At 35.1% G+C, this 20,363-nt stretch carries 17 protein-coding genes and 1 other annotated feature; of the genes, 16 read left to right on the top strand and 1 reads right to left on the bottom strand.

Translation table 11 applies throughout. From position 1 onward, the window contains the following. The first annotated feature begins 203 nt into the window (after window positions 1-203). Both ADJ83_RS01440 and dtd read left to right on the top strand, forming a co-directional pair. A complete protein-coding gene (locus tag ADJ83_RS01440; RefSeq protein WP_031540610.1) occupies window positions 204-2,399 on the top strand; it encodes a RelA/SpoT family protein in 2,196 nt (731 codons plus the stop codon). A gap of 11 nt (window positions 2,400-2,410) precedes the next feature. Beyond that, window positions 2,411-2,851 (top strand): D-aminoacyl-tRNA deacylase, encoded by a 441-nt coding sequence (gene dtd / locus ADJ83_RS01435; protein WP_031540609.1) that lies wholly within the window; start codon window positions 2,411-2,413, stop codon window positions 2,849-2,851. 97 nt (window positions 2,852-2,948) lie between these two features. On the opposite strand, the gene ADJ83_RS01430 is transcribed toward dtd, so the two are convergent. Next, the gene (locus ADJ83_RS01430; RefSeq protein WP_031540608.1) at window positions 2,949-4,475 is read right to left on the bottom strand and encodes an N-acetylmuramoyl-L-alanine amidase; all 1,527 of its coding nucleotides are present in this window, start codon (window positions 4,473-4,475) and stop codon (window positions 2,949-2,951) included. Window positions 4,476-4,688: 213 nt separating this feature from the next. Here ADJ83_RS01430 and ADJ83_RS01425 point away from each other — a divergent pair, with 213 nt between their 5' ends. From ADJ83_RS01425 to mnmA, 14 genes are all read left to right on the top strand, one after another. Then, window positions 4,689-4,868, top strand: coding sequence for a hypothetical protein (locus tag ADJ83_RS01425; RefSeq protein WP_031540607.1), 180 nt, complete (start codon window positions 4,689-4,691; stop codon window positions 4,866-4,868). A gap of 82 nt (window positions 4,869-4,950) precedes the next feature. Then, window positions 4,951-5,187, top strand: a binding site (T-box leader). 96 nt (window positions 5,188-5,283) lie between these two features. Further along, window positions 5,284-6,558 carry a histidine--tRNA ligase gene (gene hisS, locus ADJ83_RS01420; protein WP_031540606.1) on the top strand — a complete coding sequence of 425 codons (1,275 nt, stop codon included), beginning with the start codon at window positions 5,284-5,286 and terminating at the stop codon, window positions 6,556-6,558. A gap of 113 nt (window positions 6,559-6,671) precedes the next feature. Beyond that, the gene (gene aspS / locus ADJ83_RS01415; protein WP_031540605.1) at window positions 6,672-8,441 is read left to right on the top strand and encodes an aspartate--tRNA ligase; all 1,770 of its coding nucleotides are present in this window, start codon (window positions 6,672-6,674) and stop codon (window positions 8,439-8,441) included. 368 nt (window positions 8,442-8,809) lie between these two features. Beyond that, entirely contained in the window at window positions 8,810-9,577 is a 768-nt protein-coding gene (locus ADJ83_RS01410; RefSeq protein ID WP_031540604.1) for a tRNA threonylcarbamoyladenosine dehydratase, read from the top strand. Window positions 9,578-9,831: 254 nt separating this feature from the next. Then, complete coding sequence (locus tag ADJ83_RS01405) at window positions 9,832-10,746, top strand: ABC transporter ATP-binding protein (RefSeq protein ID WP_031540603.1); 915 nt, start codon at window positions 9,832-9,834, stop codon at window positions 10,744-10,746. A 2-nt stretch (window positions 10,747-10,748) separates the two neighbouring features. Continuing rightward, a complete protein-coding gene (locus ADJ83_RS01400) occupies window positions 10,749-11,702 on the top strand; it encodes an ABC transporter permease (RefSeq protein WP_031540602.1) in 954 nt (317 codons plus the stop codon). 97 nt (window positions 11,703-11,799) lie between these two features. Next, on the top strand, window positions 11,800-13,083 hold the full coding sequence (locus ADJ83_RS01395) for a replication-associated recombination protein A (RefSeq protein ID WP_031540601.1): 1,284 nt from the start codon (window positions 11,800-11,802) through the stop codon (window positions 13,081-13,083). A gap of 144 nt (window positions 13,084-13,227) precedes the next feature. Beyond that, window positions 13,228-14,349, top strand: coding sequence for an o-succinylbenzoate synthase (menC, locus tag ADJ83_RS01390; RefSeq protein ID WP_031540600.1), 1,122 nt, complete (start codon window positions 13,228-13,230; stop codon window positions 14,347-14,349). A gap of 22 nt (window positions 14,350-14,371) precedes the next feature. Further along, window positions 14,372-15,160 carry a GNAT family N-acetyltransferase gene (locus ADJ83_RS01385; protein WP_035416896.1) on the top strand — a complete coding sequence of 263 codons (789 nt, stop codon included), beginning with the start codon at window positions 14,372-14,374 and terminating at the stop codon, window positions 15,158-15,160. 66 nt (window positions 15,161-15,226) lie between these two features. Continuing rightward, the gene (locus ADJ83_RS01380; RefSeq protein ID WP_035416894.1) at window positions 15,227-16,369 is read left to right on the top strand and encodes a M20 peptidase aminoacylase family protein; all 1,143 of its coding nucleotides are present in this window, start codon (window positions 15,227-15,229) and stop codon (window positions 16,367-16,369) included. 299 nt (window positions 16,370-16,668) lie between these two features. Then, window positions 16,669-17,352, top strand: coding sequence for a YczE/YyaS/YitT family protein (locus ADJ83_RS01375; protein WP_031540597.1), 684 nt, complete (start codon window positions 16,669-16,671; stop codon window positions 17,350-17,352). Further along, window positions 17,352-17,771, top strand: a complete 420-nt coding sequence (gene cymR, locus ADJ83_RS01370; protein WP_031540596.1) for a cysteine metabolism transcriptional regulator CymR — start codon at window positions 17,352-17,354, stop codon at window positions 17,769-17,771. The genes ADJ83_RS01375 and cymR overlap by 1 nt, the downstream gene beginning before the upstream one ends. A 138-nt stretch (window positions 17,772-17,909) precedes the next feature. After that, complete coding sequence (locus ADJ83_RS01365; RefSeq protein ID WP_031540595.1) at window positions 17,910-19,052, top strand: cysteine desulfurase family protein; 1,143 nt, start codon at window positions 17,910-17,912, stop codon at window positions 19,050-19,052. A gap of 46 nt (window positions 19,053-19,098) precedes the next feature. Then, a complete protein-coding gene (gene mnmA / locus ADJ83_RS01360) occupies window positions 19,099-20,214 on the top strand; it encodes a tRNA 2-thiouridine(34) synthase MnmA (protein ID WP_031540594.1) in 1,116 nt (371 codons plus the stop codon). The last annotated feature ends 149 nt before the right edge of the window (window positions 20,215-20,363 follow it).

Below are 20,363 nucleotides of genomic sequence, written 5' to 3'. Positions count from 1 at the left end.
AGAAATCGCCTTCATTCGACATTTTTCTATGTTTCTGTATAAAATTTACTTCCAATCCCTTTACAATCTTCCTTTTTTTTTCGATAATAGTAATAATCATTCTAAAATAAATTTTATTCTTTTTAATGTGCTTAGCTTAAAAATAGTGAAATAAAAAGAATGTTTAAATATAATAATATAATTGTGATATGAAAGGTGATTACATGGCGAATGATCAAGTATTAACCGCCGAACAAGTCATCGATAAGACTAGAGGATATTTAAACGAGGAGCACGTAGCTTTTATTGAAAAGGCTTATGAATATGCAAGAGATGCTCATCGTGAACAATATAGAAAATCTGGGGAACCATATATCATTCATCCAATCCAAGTAGCAGGCATTTTGGCTGATTTAGAAATGGATCCAGCAACAGTTGCAGCAGGTTTTCTCCATGACGTTGTTGAAGATACTGAAATTACTTTAGAAGATATAACTAAAGCATTTAACAGTGAAGTGGCCATGCTCGTTGACGGTGTAACGAAACTCGGGAAAATTAAATATAAATCTCATGAAGAACAGCAAGCAGAAAATCATCGTAAAATGTTCGTAGCTATGGCGCAAGATATTCGTGTCATCTTAATTAAACTTGCAGATAGACTTCATAATATGAGAACACTGAAGCATTTACCGGCTGAAAAACAGCGCAGCATCTCAAATGAAACATTGGAAATTTTTGCCCCACTTGCACATCGTCTAGGAATTTCTACTATTAAATGGGAACTAGAGGATACAGCATTACGTTATATGAATCCACAGCAATATTATCGTATTGTAAACTTGATGAAGAAAAAAAGAGCGGAAAGAGAACAATACTTAGATGAAGTAATCACTGAAATTCGTGAAGGAACGAAGGAAGTAAATATTCTGGCTGATATTTCAGGTAGACCAAAGCATATATATAGCATTTATCGCAAAATGGTTATTCAGAATAAACAATTTAATGAAATTTATGATTTATTAGCAGTTCGAATTGTTGTCAATAGTATTAAAGACTGCTATGCGATTTTAGGCATTATTCATACAAGATGGAAGCCAATGCCAGGTCGTTTTAAAGACTATATTGCAATGCCTAAGGCTAATATGTACCAGTCCTTACACACAACTGTAATCGGCCCAAAAGGTGACCCATTAGAAGTACAAATTCGTACACAAGATATGCATCGAATTGCAGAATATGGGATTGCTGCACATTGGGCATATAAAGAAGGAAAGTCGGTAAATGAAGGCTCTTCTCTTGAAGAAAAATTAACTTGGTTTAGAGAAATACTAGAATTCCAAGATGATATCGTCAATGCGGAAGAGTTTATGGAAAGTCTGAAAATTGATTTATTTTCTGATATGGTATTTGTCTTTACACCAAAAGGAGATGTATTTGAGTTACCTTCTGGTTCTGTACCTATTGACTTTGCATACCGAATCCATTCAGAGATAGGGAATAAAACCATTGGTGCTAAAGTGAACGGAAAGATGGTAACCCTCGATTATAAGTTGAAAACAGGCGATATAATTGAAATTCATACAAGTAAACATTCTTATGGACCAAGTCAGGATTGGTTAAAAATAGCCCAGACTTCCCAAGCAAAGAATAAAATTAGACAATTTTTCAAAAAACAACGGCGCGAAGAGAATATTGAAAAAGGCAAGGAACAAGTTGAAAAAGAAATCCGTAATATGGAGTTTGATATTAAGGAAATTCTTACACCAGAAAATGTAAAGATTGTTATTGAGAAATTTAATTTTATGACGGAAGATGATATGTATGCAGCTGTTGGCTATAATGGAATAACTGCACTCCAAGTAGCAAATAGATTAACAGAAAAATGGCGTAAAAAGAGAGATGCAGAACAAATATCTACCATTACAAATGCTGTTGCGGAATTGAAGTCATTCCCTAATAATAAAAAAAGCGCTTCAGGTGTTCGAGTTACTGGAATTGATAATTTATTAATCCGTCTATCTCGCTGCTGTAACCCAGTTCCTGGTGATGAAATAGTTGGATTCATTACAAAAGGACGAGGAGTTTCAGTCCATCGAGCGGATTGTACGAATATTGATACAGAGGATGCAAAAGCTCGATTAATCCCAGTTGAATGGGAAACGAATTTAAATAATCGAAAAGAATATAATGTCGAAATTGAAATAAGCGGCTATGATCGAAGAGGTTTATTAAACGAAGTTCTACAGGCAGTAAATGAATCAAAAACTAATATATCGGCAGTATCTGGCAAATCTGACCGTAACAAAGTCGCTACGATTAATATGAGCATAATGATTTTAAATGTTAATCATCTTCATAAAGTAGTGGATCGTATCAAACAAATTCCAGATGTCTATTCTGTTCGAAGAATAATGAACTAAGGAGTAATGATATGCGTGTCGTATTGCAAAGGTCAAAAGAAGCAATGGTAGAAGTAGATGGAAAAGTAGTTGGATCTATAGAGAAAGGCTTTGTTCTTCTAGTTGGCATAACACATAGCGATGTGCTAGAGGATGCGAAATATCTTGCAGATAAAATTGCCCATCTTCGCGTATTTGAGGATGAAAACGAGAAGATGAATGAAAGTATTTTGGATAGACAAGGCTCGATTCTTTCGATTTCTCAGTTTACCCTTTATGGAGATACTCGTAAAGGGAGAAGGCCCAATTTTATGAATGCAGCAAAACCAGATCAGGCAAAAGAGCTATATGACCAATTTAATATGCTTTTACGTAATCACGGCCTAACCGTCGAAACAGGCATATTTGGTGCCATGATGGATGTACATCTAGTCAATGACGGACCTGTAACACTGATATTGGATAGTAAATAATCCTACTACTAAAAAAGAAAATAAAAAAGAACTTTCAAAGAATTTGATCCTTTGAAAGTTCTTTTTTGCTTATGTTAAGTTTTTTCCTTTTCATAACTTAATAACTAAAATAATTCTCCAAACCATGATAAATAGCCGTAGAAATGGTTTCTTGATATTTGCTAGAAAGCATAGTTTGTTCCTCAGCAGGATTACTTAAATAGCCTAATTCTAATAGAGTTGCTGCTTGTCTATTTTGCTTTAGAACAACATACTCATTTTTTCTAACACCTCTGTCCTTTCGATTTGTTGCATCAATAATACTTTTATGTAAGCTAGTAGCAAGTTTTTTCTGATTAGATGTATAGTAATAGCTAGTGACACCATTAACAGAGCTATCATTAATACTATCATAATGAAGGCTGATAAAAGCATCGGCATGATAGAAATGACTAATATCGACCCTGCTTTGCAGTGATATAAATATATCATCTTTTCTGGTAAGGATTACGTTTGCGCCAGAAGCTTCTAGTTTATTGGCAAGCAATTTAGCTGTACGAAGATTTAAATCCTTTTCTAATGTACCTATTACCCCAATTGTGCCGCTATCTTTTCCTCCATGACCAGGGTCTAAAACAATGGTCTTTCCTTTTAAATCAGTAGAATTTCCTTCATTAGCATCTTCGCTTTCTGTTGCGATATCTTCTACAATCCATTCTGCAATATATCCGAATTCACCGTTTGAAAGCTTAATTTTATACCAATCATCCAGTACTTCTACGGTTTGAAAGGTTGCACCGCTATCTGCAATAAGTAAAACCTTTGAATTTACGGTTGCATCACTTCTAATATTTGTTCTGTCATAAAGAAGCTTAATCGTTTTATCTGTTTTTTGTCCTTTTCTGCTTTCGATATCACCACTTTCTAACAGGTCTTTATGTACCCAGCCAATATTACCAGAGTATTGAATTTTTGCCCATTCCGTTTCTTCTTCTATAATGGTAATTACAGTGTCTATACTGATTTTGCCAATGATATCAGCGTTTGTAGATGGATTACTGCGAAGATTAACTTGATCCTCTATAACAGTCGCTGATTGCAGATTAGAATCTTCCGTCTCCTCAATTGTACTTGATTGGCTTTCGGACTTTCCAAATTGAAGATAATCATTATGTACCCAGCCAGATCCTAAACTTGTTTTGATTTGATACCAATCTCCACTAGTGGAAAGAACAGTAACCTCAATCCCTTTTCCTAAAGTTGTAATGACTTGGTAATTCGTACCAGGTCCTTTTCGTAAGCGGAGACCATTTTCTGTGATGGTCGCTTTCGTTGAAATAGAAGTGGACTGTTCCGTTTCTATTGTTCCATTATCAGTGTTCTGACCATTTTTTGTTACTAAATAAGCAGCAACCCATCCAGTAGAACTAGAAGTATATTGAATTTCTATCCAATCCTTTTCTTCTTTTAATAAGGGATACGCTTTTCCTATCTCCATTTTTCCAATTACGGTTTGATCAAGCCCGGGATTTTCTCTAACATTTACCACCGTATTCGCTTGAACGGTTAATTGATTTTCTGCTGATACAAGTTGATGTGTAGGAATGAAGAAGATGCTGACTAAAAGGAATAGCATCCATTTCATATTCTTCAAACAAGCTGCACTCCTTCCATAAATCGTCTAATGATGACTAGAATAAATTTGCACTTAAATAGGATTCTTCATTTAGAATATAGATTCCTTTAAGATATTCTTCTTTTTTCTAATCAAATTTAGACAAGAAACTTATTTTTGATGATATTTTTTAGCTACTCATGGTAATACTATAAAAAAATAACAGAAAAAAGGGTGAAATGCATGAGATTTGGCGAAAAAAGTTTATCAGTTAGTGAAATTGATTCCAAATTACTAGGTGTAGATTTTCACGATTTCATAAAAAGAGAAGGAAATTCTTCTAATGCAGTTGAACTTGCATCTGAATTTGGTCTTTCATTAGGTGAAGTAAAAAAACTAAAGAAACAATTAGGGAAATTATAAACTGTAGGAAAATCATGTTTGTACCCTATTGACAATATAATCGTTCCTATTTATTATTAATGAGATAATAATAAATAATCTAGTAAAGCCATTGATCGAGAAAAGTATCTATGAAACACATGAACAGAGAGGAAATGTCCATTAGGCTGCAAGCATTTCTACATGATGCCATAGAGAAAGAACACTCTGGGAGGCTTTCTTCTGAAAATATTTTGCTTCATAAAGTAGGTAGAAACGTGAGCAGGCGTTAACTGCAAAGTGGAAGATTTAAGAAAATCTTCAATTAGGGTGGTACCACGGGAAAAATCTCGTCCCTTGTATTCAGATGGATGCAAGGGACGAGATTTTTTTATTTGAAATTATACGAATACAGCGCAGACATAGGCGCTTTTTAATAGCAGGGAGGATACATAAAATGCATATTAATATTCCAAGAGGAACCCAAGATATTTTGCCAGGTACTGTAGAAAAGTGGCAATATGTTGAAGAAAAAATTAAACAGCTTTGTGATCGATATCAATACAGTGAAATCCGTACTCCTATATTTGAACATACAGAGTTATTTTTACGAAGCGTTGGGGACACAACAGATATTGTTACAAAGGAAATGTATACGTTTGAGGATCGAGGAAAAAGAAGCCTAACATTAAGACCTGAAGGAACAGCAGCGGTTGTTCGTTCATTTGTTGAGAATAAAATGCATGGATATGCTTCCCAGCCAATTAAGCTTTTTTATTTAGGACAAATGTTCCGTTATGAAAGACCACAAGCTGGACGCTTTCGTCAATTTGTTCAATTTGGTGTGGAGGCAATTGGAAGTAAAGATCCTGCAATTGACGCAGAAGTTATAGCACTTGCTTTTTCCGTTTATCAAACAATGGGGTTATCGAAGCTAAAAGTTGTTGTTAACAGCTTAGGTGATAAAGAAAGCAGACAAGCTCATCGTGAAGCATTAATGGCCCACTTTAAACCGAGCATTGAGGAATTCTGTCATGATTGTCAAACAAGATTAGAAAAAAACCCAATGAGAATCTTAGATTGCAAAAAAGATCATACCCATCCGTTAATGCAATCTGCTCCTTCGATATTAGATTATTTAAATGAAGAATCAAAGGCATATTTTGAAAAAGTGCAAAAATATTTAGCAGCTTTAAATATTCCTTTTGTAGTAGATTCAAACCTTGTAAGAGGTCTAGACTATTACAACCATACTGCTTTTGAAATAATGAGTGAAGCAGAAGGATTCGGGGCGATTACTACGTTATGTGGTGGCGGCAGATACAATGGCTTAACACAAGAGCTAGGCGGTCCAGAAGCTCCTGGTATTGGCTTTGCAATGAGCTTAGAAAGACTACTTGCAGCCCTTGAAGCTGAAAAAATTAAATTACCTATTGAAAAGAAAGTGGATTGCTATTTAGTTTCATTAGGTGAAGAAGCAATGGATTATACGGTAGGATTAGTAAATGAGCTTAGACAAGCTGGCTTCTCTGCTGAAAGAGATTATCTTGACAGGAAAGTAAAAGCTCAATTTAAAGCTGCTGATCGTCTCCATGCTAAATATGTAGCTGTTTTAGGAGAAAATGAACTACAAAACAACAAAATTAACTTAAAGCAGTTAGAAACAGGAAAACAAAAGGAAATAGATTTAACGGAGCTTGTAAATGCATTAAAGGATTTTGAAGCATTTTAAGCATATCTTAGGGCTGTTTTCAATGGAAAACAGTTAAAAATAAAACATATGAATGACTCAGTAGGAATATTAAAAAGGGCATATACAATTGTTGACAATAGGGAGGATACTTCATGTTTGGAAGAACATATTTTTGTGGAGAAGTAACAGAAAAATCGATTGGTGAAAGTATTGTTTTAAAGGGTTGGGTACAAAAGAGACGAGACCTTGGCGGACTAATATTTATTGATTTACGTGATCGTACTGGTATAGTACAGGTAGTGTTTAATCCAGAAATTAATAAAGCTGCAATCGAAATCGCTGATAAGGTAAGAAATGAATTTGTTCTTGATATAAAAGGTAAAGTAGTTGCACGTCAAGAAGGTACAGTCAATGAAAACATTCAAACAGGAAAAATCGAAATAATTGCAGATGAAATTAAAATCATAAATGAAGCGAAAACTCCTCCTTTTGTTATTTCTGATCAAACAGATGTTGCAGAAGATGTACGCTTAAAATATCGTTATTTAGATGTTAGAAGACCTGTTATGTTTGAAACATTGAAAATGCGTCATCAAGTAACAAAAGTGATGAGAGATTATCTTGATAGTGAAGGATTCCTAGATATCGAAACACCAATTTTAACGAAAAGCACGCCTGAAGGGGCAAGGGATTATTTGGTACCAAGCCGTGTGCATCCAGGTGAATTTTACGCACTACCTCAGTCACCGCAAATTTTCAAGCAATTATTAATGGTTGGTGGCGTAGAGAGATACTATCAAATCGCTCGTTGTTTCCGCGATGAAGACCTTCGTGCAGATCGACAACCGGAATTTACACAGCTTGATATCGAAACAAGCTTTATGAGTCAAGAGGACATCATGAGCATGATGGAAAAAATGATGGCAAAAATCATGAAAGAAGTAAAAGGAATAGACGTTCCTTTACCAATGCCAAGAATGCCATATGATGAAGCAATGAGTAGATATGGATCAGACAAACCAGATACTCGTTTCGAAATGGAATTAGTAGATCTTTCTGAAATTGTAAAAGACTCAAGCTTTAAGGTTTTTGCTTCAGCAGTTGAAACAGGTGGCCAAGTAAAGGCAATTAATGTAAAAAATGCTGGCAGTAAGTATTCTCGTAAAGATATTGATGCATTAACAGAGTTTGTAAAAGTATATGGAGCAAAAGGTCTTGCTTGGTTAAAAGTAGAAGAAGATGGATTAAAAGGACCTATCTCTAAGTTTATTTCCGAAACAGAGCAAAAAGGATTAGAGCAAGCTTTATCAATAGAAGCTGGTGACCTATTATTATTCGTTGCTGATAAAAAGAACGTTGTTGCCGATGCATTAGGAGCGTTACGTTTAAAATTAGCGAAAGAGCTAGATTTAATTGATCAGAGCAAGTTTAACTTCCTTTGGGTTACAGATTGGCCATTATTTGAATATGACGAAGAAGAAGGCCGTTTTTATGCAGCACATCATCCATTTACAATGCCCCAAAGAACTGATTTAGAATTGCTGGAGACGAATCCTAAAGCGGTGAAAGCACAAGCATATGATATTGTGCTGAATGGCTATGAGCTTGGGGGAGGCTCCTTGCGTATATTTGAAAAAGACATTCAAGAGAAAATGTTTAGCTTATTAGGATTTACGAAGGAAGAGGCGTATGCACAATTCGGTTTCTTGTTAGAAGCTTTTGAATATGGCACACCACCACATGGCGGAATTGCAATCGGATTAGATCGCTTAATTATGTTGTTATCTGGTCGCACCAATCTTCGTGATACAATTGCATTCCCTAAAACAGCGAGTGCGAGCTGTCTTATGACAAATGCTCCAAGTGAAGTAAGTGAAAATCAATTAACTGATTTACATTTACAGTTAAAACTAGATAAATAATCGGAAGAAAGATACTGAGACAAAAGTATTCCAAATATAAACCCAAACAATTATGCGAAGATAATGCTTCATATAATTGTTTGGGTTTTTTATGAATGTTGAAAAAGACGGTTGTGGTAATTAACCGCAGACTGAATGATATATTTTGTTCCATTGCTGTTTTAAGAAAACGCTCATTATTAACAGCTATCATAAAAGGAGAGTAATAAAATTTAATTCTTATCGGGAACAAGGAAAGGGTAGTGGTAGCTGATAAAAATTTATGATATATTTCATAAGTAATAATTTATTCTTTCTGAATGAAAGTTCCTGATAAGGGAATATGTAAACATAATTGCTTAGGAAAAATTAAATGGAGTTGAAAACAAATGTTGCACCAATTTTCGAGAAATGAGTTAGCTATTGGTAAAGAAGGGCTAGAGACGATGAAAAACAGCACTGTGGCTGTTCTAGGAATCGGGGGCGTAGGTTCATTTGCTGCAGAAGCGTTAGCTCGTTCAGGCGTAGGAAGATTAATCTTAATCGATAAAGATGATGTAGATATTACGAATGTCAACAGACAGGTAATTGCATTATTATCCACTGTTGGTCGTCCTAAAGTAGATATTATGAAAGAACGTATCGCAGATATTAATCCAGACTGTGAAGTAATTGCGTTGAAAATGTTCTATACAGAAGAAACGTATGAAGAAATTTTTGCATATGGCTTAGATTTTGTAATGGATGCTTCCGATACAATCTCTTATAAAATACATTTAATGAAAGAATGTTTACAAAGAAATATCCCAATTATTTCAAGTATGGGAGCAGCAAATAAAATGGATCCAACCCGTTTTCAAATTGCAGACATCAGTAAAACACATACAGATCCAATTGCAAAGGTAATTCGAACAAGACTTCGTAAAGAAGGAATTAGAAAAGGGATTAATGTTGTATTCTCTGATGAAAGTCCAATAGTCATTCTCGAAGATGTTCGTAAAGTGGTCGGAAAAGATAATGCGCCAATTCGAAAGGCGAAAATGCCGCCTTCTTCTAATGCTTTTGTTCCTTCTGTAGCTGGTTTAATAATGGCGAGTCATGTTGTTAAAGAGCTATTAACGGATATAAAAATTACACGTGTTAAGGATGAAAAATAAGCTTTTATTTTGGCCATTCTTTAAATAATAGTTAAAATTAAAAAAGGATGATCTCATAAACAATAGAGGTCATCCTTTTTGTTTTAATAGAGAAACTATCCATTAGCAATGAACATAGCCTATTGTATCAGTGTGAACCAAATAGTAAACTAATACAATGAGTTAGTTTCTAAGGTTTCTTTAATAAGGCTAATAAAAAATAGATAGTTGAGTGGATGAAGAAAATATACAATAACGAAAGGTAGGTAGAGATATTGTCTTCCGTTGTAGAATTAAAAAATGTTTCTAAAGTAATAAAGGGTAGAAAAATAATTGATTCTTTAAGTTTCCAGGTAGAAGCGGGAGAAGTATTTGGCTTTCTTGGTCCAAATGGTGCAGGTAAAACGACAACAATACGTATGATTGTTGGATTAATAAATATGAGTGATGGAGATATTTATATTTGTAACGAGAGTGTCCGCGATCAATTTGAGGAAGCAATAAAGCATGTAGGAGCAATTGTAGAGAATCCAGAGATGTATAAATTTTTAAGTGGGTATGAGAATCTCATACATTATGCAAGAATGATGAAGGGGATATCTAAAGAGAAAATAATGGAAACTGTTGAATTAGTTGGATTAACAGATCGAATCCATGACAAAGTGCGTACATATTCACTCGGAATGAGACAACGATTAGGTCTTGCTCAAAGCCTCTTGCATGATCCGAAGGTATTGATTTTAGATGAACCAACAAATGGTTTAGACCCAGCCGGGATACGAGAAATTAGGGATCATTTAAGAATGCTAGCAAGAGAAAGAAATATGGCAGTAATTGTTTCAAGCCACTTATTATCTGAAATGGAAATGATGTGTGACCGAATTGGCATAATTCAAGATGGGCGACTAGTTGATGTACAATTAGTCAAGGACTTTGTTGCCGTTGAGCAAGTGTTTGAAATAGAGCTAAATCCTATTGATGAAGCGATAAATCACTTACAAGAAATTTCATCTGATGTGCTATGTATTAAAAGGGGACAAGGAATTCTAATTACTGTATCGAAGGAAAAAATACCAGAAATAATTAAAACCCTTGTCATACACAATATTGATATTTTTGGAATAAGAGAAGTTTCAAAAACATTAGAGGATCGATTCTTGGAATTGACTAATCAAAAGGAGGGAGAATAATTTTGATTCAGTTAATAAGGAATGAATGGATGAAAATTTGGAAACGTCCAGCAACACTAGTGATGATTGGTATCTTATTACTTGCTGTTCTACTATTTGGAGCATTTAATAAATATCAATCTAGCGGATTTTCTGTTCCAGATAATGAAAACTGGAAGCATGGTCTTGAATTGGAAAATAAACGCTACCAAGAAATGCTTGAGGATGAACATCTTCCAACCGAAATGAGAGAATATTATACAAAGGAAATGACGATAAATGAGTATCGAATAAAGCATGATTATAGTACAAATGTAGAGTATTCTGCATGGGATTTTGTTTCTGATTGTATCCAGTTAATTAGTATCGCCGGTTTATTTATGATTATTATAGCTGCTGGAATAGTCGCAAATGAGTTTAATTGGGGGACAGTAAAGCTTCTGCTTATCCGACCTTTGAAGAGAACGAAGATATTACTATCCAAATATTTAACGGTATTGCTATTCGGTTTGTTATCCATACTTGTCGTGTTTGCCTTTTCGTTTATTCTAGGAGCTATTTTATTTGGTCTTCCAGATGATGCATATCCGTATTTACATTACAATAATGGGATAGTGAAGGAACAAAGCATGCTCCTTCATTTAATTAGTTTTTATGGGCTAAATTCAATTAGTCTCCTTATGCTTACTACGATGGCGTTTATGATATCGTCAGTTTTCCGGAACAGTTCTCTTGCAATCGGTATTTCCATTTTCTTAATGTTTATGGGGAGTACAGTAACCGTATTGTTAGCCAATTGGTTTGATTGGGCTAAATTTTTATTATTTGCTAATACAGATTTGACACAGTATTTTGAAGGAACACCATTGGTAAGCGGCATGACGTTGACTTTCTCCATTACTATGCTATCCGTTTACTTTATTGTGTTCATTGGTTTAGCCTTTTGGGTATTTAAGAAGAGAGATGTGGCAGCATAATTTTTTGAATGAAGGTTCTTTTGACTTTCATTCTTTTTTCTTCTATTCTTCTTTTACGATATAATAAATGAAAGAAGTTAAACAAGAAGGTGTATAAATGAACGGGGAACCACTTGCATATCGAATGCGCCCTACTAATCTTGATGAAGTAGTTGGTCAAAAAGAAATTATTGGTAAAACAACAAGTGTATATAAAATGATTAAAAATGGACATGTTCCATCTATGCTTCTATATGGTGAACCTGGAATTGGCAAAACCTCGATTGCTTTTGCCATTGCTGGTACAACAAAGCTTCCCTTTATTGCACTAAATGCGACTACATCAGGAAAAAAAGATGTAGAAGCTGTAGTGGATGAAGCAAGATTGACAGGTAAAGTCATTCTTTTTTTAGATGAAATTCATCGTTTTAATAAAGCCCAGCAGGATTATTTATTACCTCATGTAGAAAGAGGGGATATTGTTCTAATAGGTGCAACAACAGAAAATCCCTATCATGATGTGAACCCTGCGATCAGAAGCAGATGTGGACAAATTAAACAGTTAAAAAGATTAACAGATAGCGATATAGAAGAATTATTGCATCGAGCTTTAAAAGAAGAAAGAGGGCTAGGAAATCTTTCCATTCAAATTAGTGAGGAGCAAATTAAGCGAATATCAAAAGGTACAAATGGGGATGCAAGAAAATCATTAACTCTTCTAGAGTCTATTGTCTATTCATCAGATAAAGAGGACGGCATTTTTACTATCAAGGATGAAACAATTGACCAAATGATAGAAAAGGTTGGCGTTTTTGGCGATAAAAAAGGTTCGCATTTCTATAACCTTTTATCTAGTCTTCAAAAAAGCATCCGTGGTAGTGATGTCGACGCAGCCCTTTACTATCTGGCCCATTTACTTGAAACAGGAGATTTGGTGGCAGTAAATAGAAGATTACTCGTAATTGCCTATGAAGATATTGGCCTTGCGAAAACATCTGTCGGGAATAATGTATTAGCGGCTGTAACAGCGAGTGAAAGATTAGGGCTTCCAGAAGCGCGAATTCCTCTATCTGTAGCAGTGGTTGAGATGTGTTTATCTTCTAAATCCAATGCTGCCTATAAAGCATTAGATGCAGCAATAGCAGATGTCCGCAGTGGCAGAGTTGGAGATATTCCCATGCATTTAAGAGATGGACATTATGAAGGAAGCAAAAAGCTAGGACATGTTGGCTATATTTACCCACATGACCATCCCATTGGAACATTTGGTGGTTGGGTCGATCAAGAATATTTACCAGAGAAGCTCAAAGGAACACAGTATTATCATCCAACAGAAGCAGGAGAAGAGAAGAAACTTGGCGCAATTTATGAAAAATTAGCTGGTTTTAAAAAGGATAGATAAGATTTTCTATCCTTTTTTGACTTGTCTGAAATGTTAACGTCCTTTTTACTAGAAAAAATTTCGAAAATCGAATGAAAAGTGTACACAAAATTCAAATAACTATTAAAATAGAAGAAAGAGAATAGAAGAGAAGGACGTGAAAAGGTGAAAATCGATAAAATAGAAGTTCAACATGTAAAAATGCCATTGGTGAGTCCCTTTGAGACAAGCTTTGGGAAACTCTTAGAGAAGGACTTTCTCATTATAAAAATATTTAGTGGCGAGCACATTGGGTATGGGGAGTCTGTTGCTTTGCCAGATCCAACCTATAGTGAAGAAACAACAGGAACTGTTTCCTATATGCTAGATGCATTTCTAATTCCACTATTGTTAAAAGAGGAAATTAATCATCCAGATGATGTTACTAAAAGATTTGCGCCTATTAGACGAAATAATATGGCAAAAGCAGCATTAGAAGGAGCTGTGTGGGATTTATATAGTAAGAAAAAGGGGATTTCTCTTTCAAAAGCACTGGGTGGAGTAAGCTCATCCATTGCTGTAGGAGTAAGTATAGGTATCGAAGAGACGACAGACAAGCTCCTATCAAAAGTGGATCGATTCCTATCGGAAGGCTATAAAAAGATCAAAGTAAAAATTAAGCCAGGATATGACTTAGAGCCATTGACTAAAATTCGGGAAACATTTGGCTACGATATTCCTTTAATGGCTGATGCTAACTCTGCATATACGCTAGCAGATATTGAGCGACTGAAAGAAATGGATCCACTTAAATTAATGATGATTGAACAGCCGTTAGCCTATGATGATATTATTGATCATTCGATATTACAGAGTGAGCTTGCAACCCCTATATGTTTAGATGAAAGTATTCATTCGGTAGAAGATGCACGCAAAGCGATTGAACTAGGAAGCTGTAGAATTATTAACATTAAAATTGGTCGTGTTGGGGGACTGACAGAAGCCAAAAAAATACATGATTTATGTGAAAAACATAGCATTCCAGTTTGGTGTGGAGGGATGCTGGAAGGTGGAATTGGAAGAGCCCACAATATTGCCATTACAACCCTACCTTCTTTCACAATCGCTGGAGACACATCTGCATCTAATCGATATTGGAAAGAAGATATTATTTTTCCAGAGGTTACTTTGTCTAGGCCAGGAGAGATTGATGTTCCGACTGGTGATGGTATTGGTTTTAAGTTGAATAAGGAAGTCATTAATAAATACTTGTTAACTACGAAAGTTTATGAAAGTAAAACCGTATGAGAGATTGGGAGGGAAATGATGGATGCATCCCTATATAATAAGAGAGGTCACCGATAAAAAAGACATACAAAAGGTCGTAGAATTTCAAGATGACATTTGGAACAAAAAGAATACAACGCCTTATCCATTTTTAGTCGCTTCTCTTCATAACGGCGGAATCATCATTGGAGTGTTTTTGAAGGAAGAATTAGTTGGCTTTTGTTATGGGTTTCCTGGATTTTATCAAAATGAAGCCTATCTAGTGTCACATATGATGGCTGTTAAGCAACAAATTCGAGATGGTGGATTAGGCTATAAGATGAAAGTAAAGCAAAAAGAACTAGCATTAAGACAGGGATACAAAAAAATCATATGGACTTTTGATCCATTAGAATCAAGGAATGCCTATCTTAATATTGCAAAACTTGGCGGGATAGTAAAAACCTATTATCCTAATCATTACGGAATAATGAATGATGAATTAAATGGTGGCTTACCTTCTGACAGATTTGTATTAGAATGGGATCTTAAAAAAAGTTCTGTTGATTATGTTCCACTAGAAGAGCAAATTCAATCTTGTGTTTCATGGAAGATGGTTGAAGATATACCTAGCCCCTCCTCGTTAGAAACAATTTCTGAACAAGTTGATTATTATAAGATTCCTGTTCCAAACAATATACATATGATAAAAGAAAGAAACTTTATGATAGCAGAAAAGTGGCGTTTCATACTAAGAGATGCATTTATGCTTCTGTTTAAAAAGGGGTATAAGGTGAAATCATTTCAAACAACAAATAAGTTAGTGAACTATTATATTGTTAGCTCTGTTTAACAAAAAACTTTCATAATTAAGGAATCAATAATAATTGTGTAGTGGAATAACAATAGGAGGGTGAAAATGCGGGAAGAAATAGACCATTGGGTAGACCAACAAAGAGAGAATATATTGGGAATGTATCACTATCTTCATGAAAATGCTGAAATAAGTTGGGAAGAAATAGAAACCACAAAATTTATAAAGGGTGAATTAGAGAAGCTATCGATTCCTTATGAAATATTTGATGATCAGACAGGAATAGTAGGTTCTTTTGGGGATGGAAACGGACCTGTCATAGGTCTTCGCGCAGATATGGATGCTTTATGGCAGCAAGTGAACGGAGAATGGAAAGCAAATCATTCCTGTGGTCATGATGCACACACGACTATTTTAATTTTTACATTAAAGTGTTTAAAGGCATTAGGCGTAGAACCAACAGCTAGCATTAAATGCTTTTTTCAGCCAGCAGAAGAGACTGGTGGTGGCGCGATTTCTTTTATCAATAAAGGACTTTTAGAAGATGTGGATTATTTATTAGGGCTACATGTACGACCAATTCAGGAAATGAGATTTGGCGAATGCTCTCCAGCTATTTATCATGGAGCAGCAGCAAGCATTAAAGGGAAAATTTATGGAATGCAGGCACATGCAGCAAGACCTCATTTAGGAATAAATGTGATTGATAGCCTAACAGCAATTAATTTAGCTATTCGTTCCATCCCGTTAAATCCGGTTATTCCGGCATCGGCAAAATTAACATTTGCTCAAGCGGGAGGAAAGAATTTTAATATTATTCCAGATTATGCGGAGTTTGGACTAGATGTTCGAGCACAAACGAATGAGGCAATGGAGGAACTTATTGCTAAACTAGAAAGCGAAATAAGATTAGCTGGAGAAGTAAATGGTGCAAAAGTAGAATTAGAATTATTATCAGAAATGCCTGCAGCAAATCCTAATAAATGGATGGAAGGGATAGTAGCTAAGAGCATTAAAGAGATCCTTGGCGAGAAAGGGTTAGTTAAACCACCGGTGACACCTGGTGGGGAAGATTTTCATTATTATTCGAAAGCAAATAGCCATCTTCAAACAACAATGATTGGCTTAGGAACTGATTTAGAGCCAGGTCTCCATCATCCAGACATGCATTTTCAGTTAAATAGCTTGCTTCATGGAATAAAAATTATGGTTTTATCAGCAATTAGGATAATGGAAGAAAAACAATAACCATTAAGAATTTCTTCTTTTTCAGAGAAGAAATTCTTTCTTTTTCCATGGATGAGGAGATGCCATAACTAAAAATAATAGTAAAGCAGGTTAAATAGAAATACAATAATCCGCTGATTAGATAGAAACGGAAAAAATATGATACCCTATTGAATAGATAGGAAATAAAATAATTATACTGGATATTGAACGGAGACTAGGTTTTCTTCTCAACAATTCATTAGTAAATATGCTATAATGCTTAATGGTAATTAGACAGATAGAAACACATAATATAGGAAAAGTAAAAGGGGCAGCAAATGAAATCTTTAATAAGACAGGATAAACCAGTTGAAAGACTAATCATTTTTATTTTAGGGCTTTTGATTATGTCATTAGGTATTGTTTTAGTTATTACAGCAAATTTAGGATCAGCCCCTTGGGACATTTTAAATATTGGATTGCATATTCAATTTGGCTTAACTATTGGTAGCTGGGCAATTATAGTCGGATTTTTTATATTATTAATTGCAGCCATTCTTTCTAAAAAGTTCCCGCCATTTGGAGCACTATTAAATATGGTGCTAGTAGGAATATTTATTGATTTCTTTTTGCTTCTTCCTATTATGATTACTCCATCGGCACTATTTAACAGATGGATCATGTTTTTAATAGGATTAATCATAATGGGATATGGAATGGGAATCTATATCTCTGCAAAACTTGGGGCAGGCCCAAGAGATAGTTTAATGATTGTCTTGTCTGAAAAATTTGGTGGAAGCATTGCGAAGACTAGATTATTTATGGAAGCCATGGTTTTAATAATAGGATGGATCTTAGGTGGACCGGTTTCATGGGGAACCATTATTTATGCTATCTTAATAGGGAGAATTGCCGGGTGGAGTATTCCACAGTGTACAAAATGGACGGCCTATATATTGAATCGAAACGTGAGAACAGGGAAAAACATTCAACAACCGAAAATGGAGCGGGAGGCAAAATAATGAAGATATCGACTAAAGGAAGATATGGATTAACGATTATGATGGAATTAGCAAAGAAACATGGAGAAGGACCGATTTCTTTAAAGTCCATTGCACAAGCAAATAATCTTTCGGAACATTATTTGGAGCAATTAGTTGCACCATTGCGTAACGCAGGATATGTACGCAGTATTCGGGGAGCTTATGGCGGCTATGTTTTAGGAGATGATCCAAATAAAATAACAGCTGGAGATATTATCCGCATATTAGAAGGACCTATTAGCCCAGTAGAAGGAATTGAAGATGAGGAACCAGCCAAAAAAGCATTATGGATGAAAATCAGAGATGCGGTAAAGGATGTGCTGGATTCAACAACAATTGAAGACCTCGCTAATCACAAAGAAGATGGCAGTACGGATGGTTATATGTTTTATATATAAAAATTTTTTGAAATTATTTTATTTCGATAGTATTTGAAACGTATGGCACGGACTGGTTTTTACATGAACCTGTAAAAACAACAAAATATGTGTAAATAGTGATTACAAAAGATAACTAACTAAATGAAGGTGAATAACTTGGAACATATTTATGTGGATCATGCGGCGACTTCGCCCATGCATCCAAAAGTAATTGACAGAATGTATGAAATCATGAAAGACCAATTTGGAAATCCCTCTAGTATTCACTCTTATGGAAGACAGGCGCGAAATATTTTAGATAATGCAAGAGCAGTAATTGCTTCTAGCATTGGTGCACATGAAAATGAAATTATTTTCACAAGTGGTGGCACAGAGGCTGATAATTACGCAATCTTTGGAATTGCAGAGAGCAAAGAAGCTACAGGGAAACATATTATTACGACAGAAATCGAGCATCACGCTGTATTGCATGCCTGCCAGGAATTAGAGAAAAAAGGCTATGAAATTACTTATCTTCCTGTAAACGAAAATGGAGTAATTGATTTAAATGAATTTCAAAAGGTATTAAGAGAAGATACCATTCTTGTTACTATTATGTATGGCAATAATGAAGTAGGCTCCATTCAGCCAATTAAGGAAATTGGTTTAATGTTAAAAGATCATCCAGCTGTATTGCATACAGATGCTGTACAAGCCTATAGTTTAGAAGAAATTGATGTGAAAGAACAGCATATCGATCTTTTATCTGTATCTTCTCATAAGATTAACGGACCTAAAGGAATAGGGTTTTTATATGTAAGAAACGGTATAAAGCTTAATCCCCAACTATTTGGTGGAGAGCAAGAGAAAAAAAGAAGAGCTGGGACAGAAAATGTACCTTCTGTAGCTGGATTTCAGCTTGCGGTAGAAATTGCTGAACAGGATAGAGTACAGAAGAGAGAGCAATATAAAAAATATAAGGAAATGCTGATTGAAATCTTAAAGGAAAATAATATTTCGTTTGAGCAAAACGGATTAGTTGATAATACCCTACCACATGTTTTAAACTTAAGCTTTCCTGGTACAAATGTTGAAGCGATGTTAGTTAATCTAGACTTAGCTGGTGTTGCTGCCTCTAGTGGTTCAGCATGTACGGCTGGATCAATTGAACCATCCCATGTTTTAGTGAGTATGTTTGGAAAAGAATCGGAAAGAACAAAAAATTCGATTCGATTTAGCTTTGGTTTAAATAATACAGAACAACAAATAAAAAAGGTCGGTCATGAGTTAGTTAAAATCATTAACCGTCTGACAAAATAATAACCTTCCCTTCCATGAAAAGGGAAGGGCTGAAGGGGAAATAGAAATGGAAAAAGCACCAAAAGATACACGTGTTGTAGTAGGGATGTCCGGTGGAGTTGACTCGTCTGTTGCAGCACTTCTTTTAAAAGAACAAGGATATGATGTAATCGGAATTTTCATGAAAAACTGGGATGATACAGATGAATTTGGTGTCTGTACAGCTACAGAAGATTACGAAGATGTTATCCGCGTCTGCAATCAACTAGGAATTCCTTATTATGCAGTAAACTTTGAAAAACAATACTGGGATAAAGTATTTACTTATTTCCTAGAAGAGTATAAAGCAGGTAGAACGCCTAACCCTGATGTTATGTGTAATAAAGAAATTAAGTTTAAAGCTTTCTTAGAGCATGCGATGAGTCTTGGGGCAGATTATTTAGCAACAGGACATTACGCACAAGTGGTTAGAGAAGATGGACAAGTGCGCATGCTTAGAGGGAAAGATGATAATAAAGACCAAACGTATTTTTTAAATCAATTAACAGAAGAACAATTAAGCAAAGTAATGTTTCCTATTGGTGGAATGGAAAAATCAAAGGTTCGCGAACTTGCTGCTAAAGCAAATCTTGCAACTGCTACGAAAAAAGACAGTACAGGTATTTGCTTTATCGGAGAACGTAATTTTAAAGAATTCTTAAGTGGATATCTTCCTGCTCAAAAAGGGAATATGGAAACAATGGATGGAGAAATAGTTGGCCGCCATGATGGACTTATGTATTATACAATTGGGCAAAGACATGGTTTAGGCATTGGTGGAAGTGGAGATCCTTGGTTTGTAATCGGCAAGGATTTACAACGAAATGTCCTATATGTTGGACAAGGATTCCATCATGAATTACTTTATTCTGACAGCATTATTGCAACGAATGTTAGCTGGGTATCGAACGATAGAATTGGTACATCTTTTGAATGTACAGCTAAATTCCGTTACCGTCAGCCAGACAATAAAGTGACAGTTGAGGTTATCGATGAAAAAACGGTGAAAGTTATTTTCCATGAACCAATTCGTGCTGTAACTCCAGGACAAGCAGTCGTATTCTATCAAGGAGAAGAATGCTTAGGTGGTGGAACGATTGATAAAGTGTTCCGAGATAGTGAAAGATTAACATATGTTGGGTAATAATAGGTGTCGGGCTAATAATAGTTAGTCGGCAGTTTTTTTAGAAAAGCCAAAGGAAGCTAGCAATATCCACTGCTTTAAGGATATTTGCTAGTTTCTTTTGGCTATGTATGAGTAAAATGTTTGTGGGAGAATAAATATCCTTTTTG

This window comes from Bacillus sp. 522_BSPC (genome assembly GCF_001076885.1).
Taxonomy (GTDB): Bacteria; Bacillota; Bacilli; order Bacillales; family Cytobacillaceae; genus Niallia; species Niallia hominis.
Note: the sequence above shows the minus strand (reverse complement) of the source record. Positions and strands in the feature narration are given on the sequence as shown.